Here is a 17,416-nt window from a genome sequence, read left to right as displayed (position 1 = left end):
CGATACCCAAGGCTGTTTGCAATACCCCATGTTAACGGGCTTTTTTATAAAAGTGAAATTTATCTAAGTAATTTATTTATAAAAATATTTTTAGATAAAAAATCTTTTATTTCCTTAAAAAATCAATATACAGATTCAAACTGAATATCTAGTACAGATAGCGAATTCTTTTTCTCTCTTTAAAAAATGGTAAATATTTTTATATTCTATTTTCATGCTTTACATGCTAATACATAGCATAAACTTCACAACCATAAGAATTGCCATGAATATTTTAAGGACATCCCTTCTCACTTCTTTACTTTCATTTTCTGTTTTAGGTGTAAGTGTGAGTCAGGCTGCTGAATCTGCACCGATTACTTCACAAAAACAAGTCGCTGGCTACTACCATCACCAAATTGGTAATACTCAGATTACTGCCCTGCTCGATGGTACAAACTACTTAAATCCATCGATGTTTAAAGGCCTAAGTGATGCAGAAAAAACTGAGATTTTGAAGAAATATCATGCCGATCAAGCCAAAGGCATACAGACTTCAGTCAATGCTTTCCTGATTAATACAGGTAATCAAATACTTATGGTGGATAGCGGTGCTGCAAGTTGCTTTGGTGCACACTTAGGGTCAATTTATAACAACCTCAAAGCATCAGGTTATCAGCCTGCACAGGTGAGTGATATTTTTTTGACTCATCTACACCCTGACCATGTCTGTGGCATTTCAAATAACGGCGCAGCAAATTATCCAAATGCCACTTTACATATTTCCAAAACTGAATATGACTACTGGCTGAGTCCAAATACTGTTAAAAAACTACCAAAAGACCAGCAGGAAGGTTTCTTGGGCACCGTAGAGAAAATTAAAGCAGCCCTTGCACCCTATGAAAAAGCTAAAAAAGTGAAAGTTTTTTCTGATAAATCTTTAGCCTTTGGTGGGGTCGAGTTTAAGCCATCCTTTGGTCATACCCCAGGGCATTACAGCTTTAAACTCAAATCCGATGGTCAAGAAGTGGTTTTTGTCGGTGACATCGTCCATTCACATACCTTGCAATTCGACAAACCTGAAACGGCCATAGAATTCGATGTCGATCCTAAAACAGCGGTGCAAACCCGTTTAAAGCATTTTGCTGAATATGCAAAGCAAGGTCAGACCATTGCAGCGCCACATTTACCATTCCCGGGGATTGGTCATATTTACTCACAAGATGGAAAGAGCTATCAGTGGATTCCTGTGCATTTTAAAGATTAATTGAATACTTCAGAGATTTTAGCTCCGGATGAAACCCTAATTCGTTAGGGTTTTATTTGTTGGAGATATAGCTAATTAATAGCCTATATGACTTCTAAAATTTAAAATCATGATGTGCTTTTGAAATTCAAAATCATCTTTCACTTAATTTTTTTTAAATTTTTTCTTAAAAATCCTTTCACTTTTCATGTGCACCTTTAGCGCACATTTTTAACACGCCATTTTCTGTGATAAAGCTAAATATTTAAAAAACAAAATATAAATTTAAATTTTATCTTTTCTTATGATGTCTTAGTTTGGTGCATAAAATTCTATTGTGCTTTATATCGAGTCTTGTCAGTTTCAAGAAATTCTTTATCAAAATTTCCCTTGTTAGTAACTCTTTTCGAATCAGTTTGCCTCTATATACTTGATTTCTTTTGTGATTCTATGCACTAAATTGGAACGCACAATGCAAAATATAGACTTATTATTTCTCCTTCTCGGTGCAGTTATAGTGCTTGCCATGCATGCAGGATTTGCGTTTTTAGAACTAGGGACAGTTCGCCATAAGAATCAGGTCAATGCCTTAAGTAAAATTCTCACTGACTTTTCCCTATCCGCCATCGCTTACTTTCTGGTGGGCTACTACATTGCCTATGGTCAACATTTTTTTCACGATGCCTCTACTCTAGCAGCCGATCATGGTTATAACCTGATGCGCTGTTTCTTCCTTCTGACCTTTGCCGCAGCTATTCCTGCTATTATCTCTGGAGGTATTGCGGAACGTGCCAAAATGCGTTCGCAGGCTTTAGCGACTTTATTTCTAGTGGCTCTGATCTATCCATTTTTTGAAGGGATGATCTGGAATGGCAACTTTGGTTTTCAGGACTGGTTGGCAAATAAATTCGGTGCCAGCTTCCACGATTTTGCTGGCTCTGTGGTCGTACATGGCATGGGGGGCTGGATTGCTCTGGCTGCGGTCGTTTTACTTGGCGCACGTAATGGACGCTATAAAAATGATGGCCGGATTACTGCACATCCACCATCATCCATCCCCTTTCTAGCTTTAGGCTCATGGATTCTGATTGTCGGCTGGTTTGGCTTTAATGTTATGAGTGCACAGCGCCTGGATGCCATTTCCGGACTGGTTGCAATTAACTCTTTAATGGCGATGGTCGGTGGAACCATTGCGGCAAAAGTAGCCGGTAAAGATGACCCAGGCTTCTTGCACAACGGGCCATTAGCCGGACTGGTTGCCATCTGTGCAGGTTCTGATGTGGTACATCCACTGGGTGCATTATTTATCGGAATCAGCGCAGGCGTGATTTTTGTAAAACTCTTTACCTATTCCCAAAATAAACTCAAAGTTGATGATGTATTAGGGGTCTGGCCTTTGCATGGTGTATGCGGTGCTTTTGGTGGAATTGCTGTCGGTATATTCGGTCAGCAATGGCTCGGAGGCATGGGCGGTGTTTCTATCATTTCACAATTATTCGGTACAGTTCTGGCGATTATAGTGGCTCTGGCAGGTGGATTCCTGATTTATGGTCTGCTGAAAGTATTGATCGGTATTCGTCTGAGTCAGGAAGAAGAATTTACCGGTGCGGATTTATCTATTCACCGGATCTCGGCTAATTCCGAAGAGAATATTTTTTAAGCACCAAATTAAAAAAGCCCCGAATCATCGGGGCTTTTTTATAGTCTGCGATAATTGGAAAATTACTTCATCCCGAAGATCAGCTTTAAGCCAAGTACGGTCATAACCGCCCCTGCTGCACGGTCAAAGCCAGCTTTAAACTTCAAATATACTCGACGTGGCTTTTCAGCAGAAAGTGCAACGGCCACCAGTGAACACCAGCCCGCATCAATAAAGAAACATAAAACCGGCAATACAAAGTAAAAGTAAGTTGGAATTTCTTTTGGTAAAAGAGCAGTAAAAATACTGGCCAATACAATGGCAATTTTTGGGTTAGATAATTGGGTAATCAAACCTGTCATATAGGCACGACGTAAGGACATCTGAGTTTGACTGTCATCGCCTGCATCGATCGGTTCTTTGGCATGCTTGATAATTTTAAAAGCCAACCAGAGCAGATATAAACCACCACAAATTTTAAGAGCCAGATAGGCAGACGGCACAGCCAGCAAGAATGCCTGTAAACCTAGGACTGCAAGTAGGCCAAAAATAGCCGCCCCTGTTCCGGTACCTAAAGCTGTAAATAAACCATGCTTACGTGAGATCGCAATTGAATTTTTCGCTACATAAATAGAAGTCGGTCCTGGGCTCATTGCACCTAACATGAGGGCAAAGGCAATTGAACCTAAAATCCAAAATGATTCCACGTGACCATCCAAACTTAAAATGAATGGCTTATTTTAAGTAAAAATAATTTATTTTGCTTTAATATTTCTACACAAATGATGCAATATTTGTGCGAAATCCGGCTATTTCTTCAGTTGGTCTTGAGCGGTGAGAGATGAATCAAGCATCTTATAATCATGGTCATGCACCGGCACTCCGCCAATGATCATGCTTCGTGTATCAGTTTTAGGTTTATTCAGCGGGTCATCACAGCCAGATAAGCCTACTAAGAGCAATCCACTTAAAATCGCACAGGATAGTATTTTCATTATTCTATCCTCCTCTAAGTTCCCTATCAGATTCAGATTAGCAAATTTGTTTAAATTTTCAGCATATGAATTGTGACAATCTACGAAATTTTATTCTTAGTTTAAGGAGCTCATGATTCTGCCATCCTGCTGATTCTATTTCGCTATAATTTGCTCATTCTTAGCTTATGAAAATACCATGTTTGAAAAAATTGCCCAGCATATTCCAGACCAGCGCATCTGGCTGAAAGACAGGCTTGTAACCATACGCCGTCTGGATCTAGTACATCCGCAAATATCAGGCAATAAATTTTTTAAACTGAAATACAATTTTCTGGAAGCACAGCAACTTGGCTTTAAAAAGCTGCTAACTTTTGGTGGTGCTTATTCCAATCATATTGCCGCAACGGCGTTTGCAGCCCGGCAGTTTGGCTTTGAGAGTGCCGGTATTATTCGGGGTGAGGAACTGGCCCATCAGCCTTTAAACCCCACTTTAGCGTTGGCACAACAATTCGGCATGCAACTGCATTTTGTGAGTCGTGAAGAATATCGACGTAAACAGGACGCTGATTATCTAGAAGCGTTAGCACACAAGTTTCCTGCACATTACATCATTCCTGAAGGTGGTACTAATACATTGGCGATTCGGGGATGTCAGGAGATTCTAAAGGACGGCGATGCACAGTTTGACGTGATCTGCTGTGCAGTGGGTACCGGTGGCACGATTACAGGTTTGATTGAAGCCAGCCATCCTCAGCAACAGGTATTAGGATTTTCTGCCTTAAAAGGCGACTTCCTGAATGAGGAGGTGGCTAAGCTGACCACGAAAAGAAACTGGTCCATTCTCGATGATTATTGTTGCGGTGGTTATGCCAAAACCACTCCTGAACTGATCCAGTTTATACAGCACTTTGAAGCTGAATATGATATTCCCTTAGAGCAGATTTATACGGGAAAAATGCTGTTGGGAATTTCTGACCTGATTAAAACAGGTTATTTCCCAGCAGAAAAAAAACTGCTGATCCTGCATACCGGTGGACTACAAGGTCGAAATATTTAACTCGCTTAAAGTTCTGATCGAAACTTAAATGCCTATCGGATTATTTTCATTGAGTGCAATCAGCCCTTTGACCAGTCGATAGACATGCCAGACAAAGACCAGAAAAATAATCACAAAACCGATCAGAATTACGGTGAGCAGCCCACCCAGAATATAACCCAGCAAGCTGAACCAGAAAGTTTTAATCTGCCAGTCCACATGACTTTCTAGCCAGGTGCCCCGCATTTCATCACGTTTAATATAATTCATGATAATAGCGATTAATGGGGTTATTCCCAGGAAAAAACCCAGTAGATGAAGAATATAGCTGATCAGATTATATTGTTTGTATGCTGCTGTATCCGTCATAGATTATTCCTTTCATTGTGATTATTTTTTAGGCATGACAAAACTATGCATGAATCCACCAGCTGCTTCAAATTATTTATGATAAATATTCGCTAATACGTTGTAATTCGGGCAGCGCCCTTCAGGAATAGACAAAGCTGAAATAAAATTGTCTATAATGCTCCCCTTTCTTCTCCCTTGAGTGTGTCATGTCTGTTCAGCAATACGATGTTTTGGTCATAGGTGCAGGTGCATCAGGTTTAATGACGGCCTATATGGCAGCACAACGTGGTCGTAAAGTCGTAGTCGTTGAAAAAGCCAATAAGGTGGGTAAGAAAATCCTGATGTCCGGTGGTGGCAAATGCAATTTCACCAACCTCTATGTCGAACCTGAAAATTTCATCTCGCACAATCCGCATTTTGTGATTTCAGCACTGAGCCGCTATACCAATTGGGATTTTATTGGCTTGGTCTGCGAATATGGCATCGAGTATGAAGAACGTAAACATGGACAGCTATTTACCTTAAATGGTGCCAAAGAAATTCTGGCGATGTTGCTGTCCGAATGCGACAAGACCGGTCTGGTCGAGATCAAAACTAATTGCGAAGTGAAAGCCGTCAATACTGTGGACGATCAAGGATTTCAGGTAGCCACTTCTTTAGGATATTTTGAAGTGGAATCGGTTGTGGTTGCTTCAGGTGGCCTGTCTATTCCAACCTTAGGCGGTTCAGGTATCGGCTATGAGATAGCCAAACAGTTTGGACATCATGTCTATCCAACCCGTGCCGGTCTGGTGCCGTTTACTTTCTCGGATAGTTTCAAGGAAATCACCACCCGTCTGAGCGGTAATGCAGTTGAAGCCACGCTGTCTAATGACCTAAACAGTTTTACTGAAGCCCTGCTGTTTACCCATCGTGGTCTGAGCGGTCCTAGCTCGCTACAACTGTCAAATTACTGGGATGTTGGCCAAAGCTTTAAGGTCAATTTCTTACCAAGTGTCGACCTGTTTGATTTCTTTAAAGCTAAAAAACAGAGTCAGCCTAAAGTTCTGCTACGCACTCTATTGACCGAACATTTACCGAAGAGCGTAGTACTAGAATTACAGAATCTGATCTGGCCTGAAGTGGCTGAAACATCTATTGGCAATATTAGTGATGACAAGCTGGAACAGATTGCCAAACGTTTAAGTGGCTTTGAACTGAAGCCTTCTGGAACTGAAGGTTACCGGACAGCCGAGGTGACTTTGGGCGGTGTAGATACAACCGAAGTTTCATCTAAAACCATGGAAAGCAAAAAGCAGAAAGGCTTGTATTTTGTGGGTGAGATACTGGATGTGACTGGTCATTTGGGAGGTTTTAACTTCCAATGGGCATGGTCATCAGCACATGCCGCATCGGAATATGTTTAATACAAAGATGATCTAGGAAAAGAAAATACTACGCTTATTCCAGATAATCCGTTTTAAACAGGCTGAGATTGGCCGTATTTTCTAAACGGTCAATCGTCAGTTGCATTTTCTGAGCCGCTTCCTGCAGATGTAAGGGTACTTGATCTGCCATAGGCGCCATGAATTTATGCTGCAATGTTTTCCACATCTTATTGATCTCCTTTTTCTTTATATTTTTAATGCAAGAAAAATACCAAAATCATTTTAGTATTCACTTGAATATTCTATATTTTTTAAAAAAGAAATTCCATGTGTAGTGACTGAGCAGTGTTCTGGCTTAGTTAAATTCGTCTGGATCAGGTATTTTCTTATCCAGCTCTTTTTCGACCTGCTCATCCTGTTTGCTTTTCACAAAGACAAACCGATAAGCAGCCGTGAAAAAGCCAATGGTAATGCCTGCTATCACTAAGGGTGCTAACAGATTATTCGGTTTCTTGGCATTCATTCAGATTTCCTCAGAATTAAAAAAATCGACCACTCAAGCGTGGCCGATTTTGTTTAAATAAAACAGGTTAATTCGGGTCATCTTTTTTTGGATGACTATCGACATCCGGTTCTTCTTCACCTGTAGAACCAAATGGATTATTCGCTGGTGGATGAGTTGGATCAACTTGAAGCGAATCCGGTACAGCCTGATCGACATCTGGTGTCACCTGATCTACACCTGAAGCTTCATCATCCTGTGGTGCAGTGGTCAAAGTCGCTGGCGCACTATTGGATAAATTGGTACGCATTGGCGTATTGTCATCTTGTGATTGATCTTGATTCGGCACAATATTTTCTCCTGTCGTTGAACTGCCTGCACCTGTAGTACCACTGACATCAGCACCTAAGCCTGAAGTCATGATATTGGTTTCATTTTTCAAAGGATTCGGTTCTTTAGCTTCTCGTTTAGCTTTATCGATCAAATCAGTCAGTACACGTTCTGCTGGTTGACGGCCACCGAGACCAAAGGCCAAGGCAAATGCTACTGCAACCGCACCCAAAGTTAAACCGAACGCCAGATTCACAATCGAGTCAGCGATGCCCATGGCACGTAGACCCATCGCAATGACCAGACCCATGATCAGTACACGAACCAGGTTCGCTAACCAGCGTGAACTGTTGTATTCACCACGTTGCACAATGTTGGCAACTACATTGGCCAGCCAGAAGCCGATCACCAGGATCACAGCACCTAGCAGGATGTTTGCACCGAAGTAGATGAACATCGCGATCAGGCCACTCACCTGTTCAAAGCCTAAACGGTCCGCAGCTTCAGAAACTGCAAATAGCATGGTGAACAGTACAATCAGGTAACCCACGAGGCTTGATAGTTTGGTTTTGCCCAGGAAGCGTTGCAGATCCAGTTTGGCTGGAACCTCATCCACGCCTGTTCCGGCAACGACTTCAGTCACCAGACGTGCTACCAGTCTAGACACCACATAAGCCAGAATCAGAATCAGTGCAGCTGCAATGATATTTGGAATGGCATTCATGATCTCATACAGCATTGCAGTTGCTGGTTGAGAAATTGCTTCGATACCCAGTGCTTCAAATGCAATGATTAATGACGTAATAATTACGACTGCGAAGATGAATGAACCAATCAGTTGAGCGACATTCGAGTTTTTGAAAATGCCGACTTTTTCAGCTTGATGTTGAATATTCAGGCTGTTGAGCAAACCTTCAACTATACCGCGAACGATTTTTGCCAGAATGTATCCGACAAATACAATAACTGCAGCAATGAAGATATTAGGCAGATAACTTACGACATCCGTCAGCATGTTCTGCACAGGCAGTAATAAACCATGTAGACCTAGAATCGACAAGACAATTGGCAAGAACAGCAGTAAAATCAGCCAGTAAACAATTTCACTGATATTTTGGCTAATCGGGCTGACACCGACTTCAGCACTCAGCTTTTCATCCAGCTGGGTGCGATCAAGCATTTTTTGCAAGCCGACTTTGACCAGATTCGCCACAATCCATCCAATAAAGGCTACAGCAACAGCCGCCAGCAATTGTGGAATAAAGAGCAGGACCTGCTGGATCATATTACTGAACGGTCCACTCACTGCTGTCAGATTCAGTACGTTAAGCGCACCGATGACTGCAATAATCAGAATAATCCAGAACACAACACGAGCGATAATACTCTCGACATTAGAGCGATGTCCTGTCGCTGCATTTAAGTGTGTATTGGTCCCTAGTTTTTGCAAGATTTTTTTAACACCTGCCGAGACGAGTAATGCAATAATCCAACCTAGGACTAATATGGCAATTGCACTAAGAATTGGATGAAACTGATCCCAGTAGTACATGGCATCATAGCCACCACGTGGGCCTCTCATATAATCATTCATGTTTTCTGCCCTCTTTGTTATTACGCTATTTATCTGAATTCACGAGCTTATTTTTGAAATCTTCAGCTCTTTCCGATTGCTTATAAAGCTTAGACTTCCTGTGCTTAGCTTGCCTGGAGATACAGAACTTTGAAAAACATCACCACCTATTGCAAAAAAGCCCTAGTCATGAACCAGAGATTTTTTTAATAATTCCAATTATTGGGTGGCCTGTTGAACATCAGTTGCAGTAGCTTCTGCTGTATCTTGTGACATTTCGCCTACAGTGGCTGTTGCTTCTGTCATCGCATCATCTGCGGTAGCCATTGCTTCATTGCTTTCACCCCCTGGAGTAGTCGCCGGACTAGCATTATTGGCAGGGGCTTCAGTCGCTGGTACTGGTGTATTAGGCTGGGTCGCAGGCGCATCTGGCTTCATATCTGCAAACATATAGAACAGGACTGCCAGTAAAAAGATACCGACCAAAATCAGGATATAGACAGGAATGCGCTTCTTCTGCGTAATTGCTGCCTGATCATGTAAAGGTGGTTTTTTATTAAAATCATCAACCATGACCATTCTCACTCTTTCTTATTCATAAGTAGATTTTTATCATAACAAGCAGTTATCACAGCTTCTGTGACAAAAGATGGTGAGATAGTGAATGGATGTAAGTTATATGTATGAGTCTGATGAACTTGGTATTAGTTTCAAAAAGAGGTATTTTCTGGCCTGAATATACTATGCTTTTATGGTTAGAAAATCTCTTCCCAGACAGTTGATGCTGGCGGTTTTTAGCTGATTTATCAGGAATTAAATCGTCTATAAAATAAATAATATACCACTATGATTTTATTAAATTTTAAGCACATTTTAAGTGGGCTAAAACATGCTGTAAAAATACCGTTTTTCAATATACCTGCTACTTTGCGCAAAATACGTTATAATTATCCACCTTATTTTTCATGCACCCGAGTTTTATGGCGTATCGTCAACAGAGTGTATCGCTTGATCTTGACACTGACGTCACACATCAATGTGCTTTGCACTACACTCGTGATCAGCATCTGATTGGAATCATTGAATTTAGCAAACCGAGCTTTATGCTACGCTGGCAGGATCTGGAATATTTCCGCCGCCGTACTGAAGAAATGTCGGTGATGCCTTTTCCGGACTGCATTAATGCCATGGTCATTGATGTAAGGAATGTTGCGGCCTGGCTAGATAATGATGTTCCGATTATTCCATGGCGCCTGCTGGAAGAAGATTGTCCGGTACGTTTAGTTGTGCCTGCGGATCGAATCGAACATTATGCCGGTTTCTTTGAGCCGACCTGGTTAACGACCGATACAGATACTGCCATTCAGGAAATCCGTGACTTTATGGATATGTTTGTTCACTAATATGACAGTATGAAAAAAACCTCCATGACGGAGGTTTTTTGTACCTAAAAAAATAAAAGTCCCCCTTTAACAAAGGGAGATTTAGGGGGATTCTTTTTAACTTGAAAATATTTTCAGTTTTAATCCATTTCTAATTTAAAGAAGGATGTAACTCCCTTTCCTTTTAAGCGATGAGCAGCACTGCTGCGCAAGGGAGAGGTAAAAGCCCCTCCTTTGCAAAGGAGGGGTTGGGGAGGATTCAAGAACTGACAAATAATCTAACTTCAATCCCTCCTAACCTCCCTTTTAGAAAGGGAGGAACTCTAAAGGAATTACCAATAATTCTCTACCGCAATATTTCCTTCACCACGGCGGTTCATGGTCAGACCACGTGCTTTTAGCGCTTCTTTGGTATCTTCGACCATTTCCGGGTTACCACAGAGCATCACATGACTGGTTTCAGGATTAAGCTGGAGTCCTGCTGCCCGTTCAAGTTCCCCATTTTCAATCAAGATCGGTAAACGATGGTGAAGTGCTGCTTCAGGATCACGGGTAATAATTGGAATAAATTTAAAACCTGTATGACCTTCGCCAAAGCTCTCGGCAATTTCCTGAATACGGTCGACATAAGCCAGTTCGTCTTGCGTACGGACGCTATAAACCAGGTTAATATGTTTATATTTATTCCAGGTCTCAAAGTCTTGCAGCATAGATAAAAATGGTGCCAGACCTGTACCAGTGCCAAGCAGCCATAAATCTTGTGGCAATGGCAATTGATAACGCGCCAGAGTCAGATAGCCATAGGGAATTTTCTCTAAGTAGAGTTCATCACCTACTTTAAGATGTTGTAAATTCGAAGTAAATTTCCCTTCAGGAACCACAATCGAAAAAAATTCCAGCGTTTCATCAAAAGGCGATGACACGACTGAATATGCCCGAACGACCAGTTCATCCCCCACTTTCAAGCCAATACGCGCAAACTGTCCTGCCGTAAACTTGAAATGCGCAGGTCTGGTCATGGTGAAACTAAACAGCGTATTGGTCCAACGGTGTACAGATAAAACCTTTTCTAAGCTAAATTTTTCAATAGACATGATTCAAACGTGGCATCAAAGACTATGCTCATGGTAGCATGACAGCATAATTTATTAATATTTTTTAAATGTTAAGGCTCTATTCATGCGCATGACTTTACGCCAGTTGGCTGTTTTTGTAGCAGTTGCTCAAGAAGGCACCGTCACCAAAGCCAGTGATGCAGTCAAACTCACCCAAAGTGCGGCGAGTATGGCTTTAGCAGATTTAGAAGATGGTCTTGGCGCGCCTTTATTCGACCGTCTTGGTAAGCGTTTACAGCTCAATGACTTAGGTCGTTTTCTTCTCCCGCAAGCTCTTGAAATCCTTGGCCGCTGTGAAGCTTTCGAGCAGGCAGCCAAAGGTGAACTGCAAAGCATTGACCTTCGTCTCGGTGCGACGCTGACCATTTCCGACTATCTGATGCCGGACCTGATGGCAGATTTCCTGAAAATTCAGCCACAGGCTCACTTGCAACTGCAGGTCGGCAATACCCGCCAGATGATCGAAGCCGTAAATCAGTTCCAGCTAGATTTGGCCCTGATTGAAGGTTCTTGCCATTTACCACAACTGCAATGTATTCATTGGCGCGATGATGAACTTGCAGTGTGCTGTGCACCGGATCATCCTCTGGCTCAGCTAAACCATCCGCTCACTGCTGAAGATTTTAAATCGGTTGAATGGATTTTACGTGAAGAAGGTTCAGGAACTCGTGAAGTCTTTGATAATGCCATTCTAAAAGATGTACCCGACGCCAATATCCGTCTGACGTTAGGCCATAATGAAGCGATTCTGAAGATTGTGGCAGGTGGTCTAGGGATGTCTTGTATTTCCAAGCTGGCGATTGAACCTTTGCAGGAAAAAGGCCAACTGGTGATTCTGGATACTCCATTCTGGTCACTCACCCGTCCTTTATTTATGCTGGTACACCGCCAGAAATATCAAGGTCCAGGCCTCAAAGCCTTTATGAAATTCTGTGAAGCTTAAAATTTTGTTGAAATAAAAAAAGCGCCTAAGGGCGCTTTTTTTATTTTAGAGACAAATATCTTATTAGAATTAAATGACAAACTAGCTTATTTCATTTCACTTAACTTAAATTTCTCCAAAAATCATAAATCCAATCACTGTTACCAGAATCAACCAGAGTGTAGGACTAAAGAAAATAGTATTGCGTGCCGGATTAACTATCGTAGTAGAAGCTAGAGATGGCAATGCAACCACTTCAGAAACAAACTCTTCCTGATGCTTAATATCCAGACGTACCATATTGTCCAGTTGAATCGTGTTTTGCTCTTCAATGATTCTAAATTTAAGTCGTTCTCCGACTTGAGGCGCGATTTCAGGTAAAGGTAGTTGGTCTAACTGAAAATTAAGCTCCTGTGCATTATTTTTTAGTTCAATACTCCCAGTCCCACGTACAGCATCATAGGTTTTAATTCTTCCATCTGTAAACATGATATGTGTCCCTAGATCATTCAACAGATGCGTAGTTTATATGGAAGGGATTAAAGGATATTGTTGAGCTTTGGTGGGTATTTTATTGTTTTCGCAACATTTTATAAGGTTCTGATTACACAAGATTCCTACAACTTACGTAAACTTATAACGAAAATAAAAAAGAGGCTCTAGAGCCTCCTTTTGTATGTTTTTTTCCAAGCAAAAATTAACGCTTTAAATTCGACAATAGTGCTGATGTAATCGAAGTATTGACTGCTACTGCTTTGGCTTTTTTGGCTTTCTTCGATTTATCTTCTACACGTTCAATTTTAATGGCTTTATAGCGATCACCATTTTGAACCACATTGAATTTTACCCGGTCGTTGCGCTTCGGTTCACCTGAATCGGCAGGGAAATCCGAGATATGAAAAAATACCTCACCTTCAGGTGAAGAAATAAAACCAAATCCTTTTTCTGGATTGTACTGTTTTACTTTTCCTTGGTATTGCTCGGAAGTCATAAACGTCCCCTACTCTGTATCTGTCAGTATTCAGTATATAAAAAAGAGGCTGTAAAAGCCCCTTTTCTGTTCATTTTCAAAAATATTAGTCTTTTTGAACTGAACCAAAAATCTTGTCACCCGCATCGCCCAAACCTGGAACGATGTAACCATTTTCATTCAAGCCATGATCAATCGCCGCAGTGAAAATCACCACATCTGGATGAGCTTCTTCAACACGCTTAATCCCTTCAGGTGCAGCAACCAATACCATCACACGAATATCTTTACAGCCGCTAGCTTTCAATACGTCAATCGCAGCTACCAGAGAAGAGCCAGTCGCCAGCATTGGATCAATGATCATAGCAAGACGGTTTTGTACATCTGGAACCAGTTTTTTATAGTAAGTACGTGCCTGTAGGGTTTCTTCATCACGTTCCAGGCCCAGTACAGAAACTTTGGCACTTGGAATCAGATTCAGGAAACCGTCCAGCATACCAATACCTGCACGTAGAATTGGCACAACAGTAATTTTCTTACCTGCAATACGGTCTACAGTCACCGGTCCGTTCCAGCCATCAATCTCATGTTCAACGACAGGAAGATCCTTGGTCGCTTCATAAGTCAAAAGCATAGTCACTTCCTGAGCAAGCTCACGGAAGTTCTTGGTACTAATGTCAGCACGACGCAGTAAACCGAGTTTATGTCGAATTAAAGGATGACGGATTTCATGGATTGCCACGGGAGAACACCTAGAAGGTTAAAGATAAATTTCCGCTATTATAAAGACTTTTCCGGATTTGTTTAACTAAAAAAGCCCCCAATCGTGGAGGCTTTTTTGTAATAACTTCAAACTTGCGCTGAATTAGTTAAAACCACTTTGAACCAAAGTGAAAATAAACTGTTGTAATTCAGGCGACATTGCGAAGAATGCATAGCGAGACAGTGCAATGATTGGATCCGGATAAACACCGATCACCAGTACCAGTAATGCAACGAGCAATACCATGATACCGCCGACTTTTTGACCCCAGTGATTTACAGCGTCAAGACGTGGTGTTTCTGGTGGAGTCATATACATGACAACCATCACACGCAGGTAGTAGTACAGACCGATACCTGAACCCAGGATAACCATCGCAGCAAGGAACCAAGACTCGCCTGCTACCGCAGTTTTCACTACCAGGAACTTACCGATGAAGCCCGCTGTTAATGGAATGCCTGCCAGAGACAGCATCATCACAGTTAATACAGCAGTCAATACTGGACGGCGCCAGAACAGACCACGGTACTCAGCCAGGCTACCCGCTTCATCTGTATTGTTATACGGACTAGACATCAGCGTTACCACACCGAAAGCACCAATCGTAGTCAATACATAAGTGATGATATAGACGTTTACACTTTCGAAAGTCGCGAAACCTTGAACCTGTAAAAAGTCAGTATTACGTGCAGATACGATTGCAACCAGTACGTAACCGAAGTGAGCAATTGAAGAGTATGCCAAGATACGTTTCAAGTTCACCTGTTTCACTGCAAGCAAGTTACCTACAATGATGGAAAGTACTGCAATCACGCTGATGATGGTGACGAAGCTATCTGACAAGATTAAGCCTGAAGACAATACATAACGTACGAACAGACCCAACATTGCCACTTTAGACACAGTTGCAAGGAAAGTTGCAACTGGTGCTGGAGCACCTGCGTATACATCTGGTGTCCATTTGTGGAATGGAGCTAGTGACAGTTTAAAGCCAACAGCGAATACAATCAGTGCTAGACCAATCACCACAGCAGGCTGACTAAATGCAGTCAACAGTTTGCCTGGTTCAGCGACAAAGCTTAGAGAACCTGTATATGCATAAACATATGCCATACCCATCAGCAACATTGCAGATGCAGTTGCTGAAAGCACCAGATATTTCACACCTGCTTCAAGCGATTGAGAGCGTTGATGTGTATACGCCAATAAGCCGTATACAGGGATCGACATGAGCTCAAGGCTAATGAAGAAAGATGCATAGTGAGAACTTGCCACCATCAGCATCGCACCCGCAACGGAGGTCAGCATCAGGATATACAGTTCTTCACGATTATCTTTATAGGTTTCAATATAAGCATGTGACAAGGTGCTACACGCTAGTGCAGCCACAATAATCACAAACTGATACAGCATCGTAAACGGATCTACGAGGAACAGGTTCATTACATTAGCAGGTGCAAATTGACCCGCTAACAGAACGAACAGAATGTACAACGCCGCTAGGTTTAAACCAATGACTGTCGTAGTCGCAACTAAGTTATGGTTACGCTTAATTGCAGTAAGCAACATCACGACGATCGCAGTCAATGACACGATCATCACAGGTGCTAGAGGCATAAGCTCAGAAAAAGACATTGTGAAGTTCATGGCTTATTGGATCTCCACATTTTCAGCTGAAACGGCAGCTTGCTGCACAGCATCAGCTGCTTCAGACACAGGAATGTAGCTATTCGCTAACCACGCCATGCTTGAGTTAGAAACGTCAAGGAAGCTTTGTGGGTATAGACCAAGCCATGCTAGACCAAATGCACAGATCAGCAAAATTACCACTTCACGTGCATTTAAATCTTTTAACGGATTTGTGTAGTGCTGTTTTTGCTCTTCGTTTGGAACACCAAACAACGCTTTATGGATCAGAATCAAACCGTACAGACCCGCAAATACCAGGCTGATTGCAGCGAGGATTGTAAATGCTGGGAATTTACCGAATGAACCCATCAGGATCAGGAACTCACCAATGAAGTTACCTAGACCTGGAATACCGACAAGCGCCGCGATGAAGAACATCAGGAAGAATGCAAGGTATGGGAACTGACCACGAATACCACCCATCAAACGCATATCACGTGTATGAACACGTTCGTACACCTGACCACACATAATGAACAGCGCTGCAGATGACAGACCGTGAGCCAGCATCATGATCATCAGACCTTGGAAAGTCAGGATGTTACCTGCATAAATCGCAAGTAAAACGAAGCCCATGTGTGAAATAGATGTATACGCAAGTAAACGTTTCATATCGGTTTGCTGGAAAGCACACCAAGCACCGTAGAAGATACCGATTAAACCGAAAATGATCGCGATGTCTGCAAACTGTGCAGAAGCCGCCGGGAAGAATGGAATCACGAAACGGATCAGACCGTAAGCAGCTGTCTTAATCAAGATACCTGCAAGGTCAACAGAACCCGCTGTCGGTGCTTGTGCATGCGCATCTGGTAACCAGCCGTGTAATGGGAAAACTGGAAGTTTTACCGCAAAACCGATGAATAAACAGATCATGAATGCGTAAGCAACTGCTGGCGCTTGTGTATCCAGCATGTTCGCTACACCCATCAGGTAGTTGTAGTCAAAACGGATTTGACCAGTCATGGTGTAGCCTACAGTTACCAGACCGAGGATACCAATCAGCATGACTAAACCAGCCACCTGTGTGTAAATGAAGAACTTGGTTGCAGCATATACACGTGACTTGCCTTCTGCCCCTTTATGACCCCAAAGTGCGATCAGGAAGTAGATCGGCACCAGCATCATCTCCCAGAAGAAGAAGAACAGGAACAGGTCAATTGCCAGGAATACACCGATTACACCACCCAGAGACCATAAAAGGTTCAGGTGGAAGAAACCAACATTTTTCTGAATCTCACCCCATGAACAGCCTACTGCCAGCACACCCAGGAGTGCAGTCAAGCCAACCATCAGTAAAGATAAACCATCCACCGCAAGGTGAATGTTAATGCCCAGGGTTTGAATCCAAGGCAATTTAAACTCGGCTGCCCACGTAGGAGCGGCACCGCCAAGTTCATAGTTATAAGTACCCGACTGCCAAAGGACGATGGTCAAGACCAGCGTCACTAACATACCAATCAGCGCGATATAACGCGGAAGGTGTTGGTCGAGTTTATCGACCAACCAGCAAATAAAACCTGCAATGAACGGAATGAGGATCAGAGCCGGCAAAATAATATTGTTTGGAGCTTCCAT

At 42.2% G+C, this 17,416-nt stretch carries 19 protein-coding genes; 6 read left to right on the top strand and 13 right to left on the bottom strand.

The features are described 5' to 3' along the window. The first annotated feature begins 265 nt into the window (after window positions 1–265). A complete protein-coding gene (locus tag AC4MCC_RS03500) occupies window positions 266–1,246 on the top strand; it encodes an MBL fold metallo-hydrolase (RefSeq protein WP_491885689.1) in 981 nt (326 codons plus the stop codon). A 451-nt stretch (window positions 1,247–1,697) separates the two neighbouring features. Beyond that, entirely contained in the window at window positions 1,698–2,885 is a 1,188-nt protein-coding gene (locus AC4MCC_RS03495; RefSeq protein WP_491885688.1) for an ammonium transporter, read from the top strand. Between the two features lie 62 nt (window positions 2,886–2,947). Here the strand turns inward: AC4MCC_RS03495 and AC4MCC_RS03490 are convergent, their stop codons facing one another. Both AC4MCC_RS03490 and AC4MCC_RS03485 read right to left on the bottom strand, forming a co-directional pair. After that, window positions 2,948–3,571 carry a LysE family translocator gene (locus AC4MCC_RS03490; protein WP_004785033.1) on the bottom strand — a complete coding sequence of 208 codons (624 nt, stop codon included), beginning with the start codon at window positions 3,569–3,571 and terminating at the stop codon, window positions 2,948–2,950. A gap of 102 nt (window positions 3,572–3,673) precedes the next feature. Further along, window positions 3,674–3,859: an NF038215 family lipoprotein gene (locus tag AC4MCC_RS03485; RefSeq protein ID WP_419364608.1), complete on the bottom strand. Its 186-nt coding sequence runs from the start codon at window positions 3,857–3,859 to the stop codon at window positions 3,674–3,676. A 178-nt stretch (window positions 3,860–4,037) separates the two neighbouring features. On the opposite strand from AC4MCC_RS03485, the gene AC4MCC_RS03480 reads away from it, so the two are divergent. Then, on the top strand, window positions 4,038–4,898 hold the full coding sequence (locus AC4MCC_RS03480) for a 1-aminocyclopropane-1-carboxylate deaminase/D-cysteine desulfhydrase (RefSeq protein ID WP_491885687.1): 861 nt from the start codon (window positions 4,038–4,040) through the stop codon (window positions 4,896–4,898). A gap of 24 nt (window positions 4,899–4,922) precedes the next feature. On the opposite strand, the gene AC4MCC_RS03475 is transcribed toward AC4MCC_RS03480, so the two are convergent. Further along, window positions 4,923–5,246, bottom strand: a complete 324-nt coding sequence (locus tag AC4MCC_RS03475) for a DUF4870 family protein (RefSeq protein ID WP_004785040.1) — start codon at window positions 5,244–5,246, stop codon at window positions 4,923–4,925. Window positions 5,247–5,434: 188 nt separating this feature from the next. Here AC4MCC_RS03475 and AC4MCC_RS03470 point away from each other — a divergent pair, with 188 nt between their 5' ends. Beyond that, entirely contained in the window at window positions 5,435–6,634 is a 1,200-nt protein-coding gene (locus AC4MCC_RS03470; protein ID WP_491885686.1) for a BaiN/RdsA family NAD(P)/FAD-dependent oxidoreductase, read from the top strand. Between the two features lie 34 nt (window positions 6,635–6,668). Here AC4MCC_RS03470 and AC4MCC_RS03465 read toward each other — a convergent pair whose 3' ends face one another. The 4 genes from AC4MCC_RS03465 to AC4MCC_RS03450 all read right to left on the bottom strand — a co-directional run bounded on the left by AC4MCC_RS03465 (window position 6,669) and on the right by AC4MCC_RS03450 (window position 9,573). Next, window positions 6,669–6,821, bottom strand: a complete 153-nt coding sequence (locus AC4MCC_RS03465) for a hypothetical protein (protein WP_419364614.1) — start codon at window positions 6,819–6,821, stop codon at window positions 6,669–6,671. A 129-nt stretch (window positions 6,822–6,950) separates the two neighbouring features. Beyond that, a complete protein-coding gene (locus AC4MCC_RS03460; protein ID WP_419364616.1) occupies window positions 6,951–7,118 on the bottom strand; it encodes a hypothetical protein in 168 nt (55 codons plus the stop codon). A 67-nt stretch (window positions 7,119–7,185) separates the two neighbouring features. Next, window positions 7,186–9,021 carry a mechanosensitive ion channel gene (locus tag AC4MCC_RS03455; RefSeq protein ID WP_491885685.1) on the bottom strand — a complete coding sequence of 612 codons (1,836 nt, stop codon included), beginning with the start codon at window positions 9,019–9,021 and terminating at the stop codon, window positions 7,186–7,188. 198 nt (window positions 9,022–9,219) lie between these two features. Further along, window positions 9,220–9,573, bottom strand: coding sequence for a hypothetical protein (locus AC4MCC_RS03450; RefSeq protein WP_419364620.1), 354 nt, complete (start codon window positions 9,571–9,573; stop codon window positions 9,220–9,222). Between the two features lie 407 nt (window positions 9,574–9,980). Between AC4MCC_RS03450 and AC4MCC_RS03445 the strand changes: the two genes are divergently transcribed. Further along, complete coding sequence (locus AC4MCC_RS03445; RefSeq protein ID WP_005237048.1) at window positions 9,981–10,403, top strand: hypothetical protein; 423 nt, start codon at window positions 9,981–9,983, stop codon at window positions 10,401–10,403. A gap of 311 nt (window positions 10,404–10,714) precedes the next feature. On the opposite strand, the gene AC4MCC_RS03440 is transcribed toward AC4MCC_RS03445, so the two are convergent. Continuing rightward, window positions 10,715–11,476, bottom strand: coding sequence for a ferredoxin--NADP reductase (locus AC4MCC_RS03440; protein WP_180013600.1), 762 nt, complete (start codon window positions 11,474–11,476; stop codon window positions 10,715–10,717). 85 nt (window positions 11,477–11,561) lie between these two features. Between AC4MCC_RS03440 and gigC the strand changes: the two genes are divergently transcribed. Beyond that, entirely contained in the window at window positions 11,562–12,440 is an 879-nt protein-coding gene (gene gigC / locus AC4MCC_RS03435) for a LysR family transcriptional regulator GigC (protein ID WP_034702022.1), read from the top strand. A gap of 105 nt (window positions 12,441–12,545) precedes the next feature. On the opposite strand, the gene AC4MCC_RS03430 is transcribed toward gigC, so the two are convergent. The 5 genes from AC4MCC_RS03430 to nuoM all read right to left on the bottom strand — a co-directional run bounded on the left by AC4MCC_RS03430 (window position 12,546) and on the right by nuoM (window position 17,416). Continuing rightward, on the bottom strand, window positions 12,546–12,908 hold the full coding sequence (locus AC4MCC_RS03430; protein WP_491885684.1) for a hypothetical protein: 363 nt from the start codon (window positions 12,906–12,908) through the stop codon (window positions 12,546–12,548). A 208-nt stretch (window positions 12,909–13,116) separates the two neighbouring features. Beyond that, window positions 13,117–13,410, bottom strand: a complete 294-nt coding sequence (locus AC4MCC_RS03425) for a cold shock domain-containing protein (protein ID WP_004785065.1) — start codon at window positions 13,408–13,410, stop codon at window positions 13,117–13,119. Between the two features lie 85 nt (window positions 13,411–13,495). Then, entirely contained in the window at window positions 13,496–14,131 is a 636-nt protein-coding gene (upp, locus tag AC4MCC_RS03420) for a uracil phosphoribosyltransferase (RefSeq protein WP_004785068.1), read from the bottom strand. 123 nt (window positions 14,132–14,254) lie between these two features. Continuing rightward, entirely contained in the window at window positions 14,255–15,799 is a 1,545-nt protein-coding gene (nuoN, locus tag AC4MCC_RS03415) for an NADH-quinone oxidoreductase subunit NuoN (protein ID WP_004785070.1), read from the bottom strand. A gap of 3 nt (window positions 15,800–15,802) precedes the next feature. Then, complete coding sequence (gene nuoM, locus AC4MCC_RS03410; protein ID WP_004785072.1) at window positions 15,803–17,416, bottom strand: NADH-quinone oxidoreductase subunit M; 1,614 nt, start codon at window positions 17,414–17,416, stop codon at window positions 15,803–15,805.

Source organism: Acinetobacter sp. CAU_H_56 (assembly GCF_058599425.1).
This window is presented reverse-complemented; position numbering and strand designations above follow the sequence as displayed.

What these genes read in the sequence shown, in the direction of transcription:
- AC4MCC_RS03500 (WP_491885689.1), top strand. Translation starts at nt 266, where the DNA reads ATGAATATTTTAAGGACATCCCTTCTCACTTCTTTACTTTCATTTTCT.
- AC4MCC_RS03495 (WP_491885688.1), top strand. Translation starts at nt 1,698, where the DNA reads ATGCAAAATATAGACTTATTATTTCTCCTTCTCGGTGCAGTTATAGTG.
- AC4MCC_RS03485 (WP_419364608.1), bottom strand. Translation starts at nt 3,859, where the DNA reads ATGAAAATACTATCCTGTGCGATTTTAAGTGGATTGCTCTTAGTAGGC.
- AC4MCC_RS03480 (WP_491885687.1), top strand. Translation starts at nt 4,038, where the DNA reads ATGTTTGAAAAAATTGCCCAGCATATTCCAGACCAGCGCATCTGGCTG.
- AC4MCC_RS03475 (WP_004785040.1), bottom strand. Translation starts at nt 5,246, where the DNA reads ATGACGGATACAGCAGCATACAAACAATATAATCTGATCAGCTATATT.
- AC4MCC_RS03470 (WP_491885686.1), top strand. Translation starts at nt 5,435, where the DNA reads ATGTCTGTTCAGCAATACGATGTTTTGGTCATAGGTGCAGGTGCATCA.
- AC4MCC_RS03465 (WP_419364614.1), bottom strand. Translation starts at nt 6,821, where the DNA reads ATGTGGAAAACATTGCAGCATAAATTCATGGCGCCTATGGCAGATCAA.
- AC4MCC_RS03460 (WP_419364616.1), bottom strand. Translation starts at nt 7,118, where the DNA reads ATGAATGCCAAGAAACCGAATAATCTGTTAGCACCCTTAGTGATAGCA.
- AC4MCC_RS03455 (WP_491885685.1), bottom strand. Translation starts at nt 9,021, where the DNA reads ATGAATGATTATATGAGAGGCCCACGTGGTGGCTATGATGCCATGTAC.
- AC4MCC_RS03450 (WP_419364620.1), bottom strand. Translation starts at nt 9,573, where the DNA reads ATGGTTGATGATTTTAATAAAAAACCACCTTTACATGATCAGGCAGCA.
- AC4MCC_RS03445 (WP_005237048.1), top strand. Translation starts at nt 9,981, where the DNA reads ATGGCGTATCGTCAACAGAGTGTATCGCTTGATCTTGACACTGACGTC.
- AC4MCC_RS03440 (WP_180013600.1), bottom strand. Translation starts at nt 11,476, where the DNA reads ATGTCTATTGAAAAATTTAGCTTAGAAAAGGTTTTATCTGTACACCGT.
- gigC (WP_034702022.1), top strand. Translation starts at nt 11,562, where the DNA reads ATGCGCATGACTTTACGCCAGTTGGCTGTTTTTGTAGCAGTTGCTCAA.
- AC4MCC_RS03430 (WP_491885684.1), bottom strand. Translation starts at nt 12,908, where the DNA reads ATGTTTACAGATGGAAGAATTAAAACCTATGATGCTGTACGTGGGACT.
- AC4MCC_RS03425 (WP_004785065.1), bottom strand. Translation starts at nt 13,410, where the DNA reads ATGACTTCCGAGCAATACCAAGGAAAAGTAAAACAGTACAATCCAGAA.
- nuoN (WP_004785070.1), bottom strand. Translation starts at nt 15,799, where the DNA reads ATGAACTTCACAATGTCTTTTTCTGAGCTTATGCCTCTAGCACCTGTG.
- nuoM (WP_004785072.1), bottom strand. Translation starts at nt 17,416, where the DNA reads ATGGAAGCTCCAAACAATATTATTTTGCCGGCTCTGATCCTCATTCCG.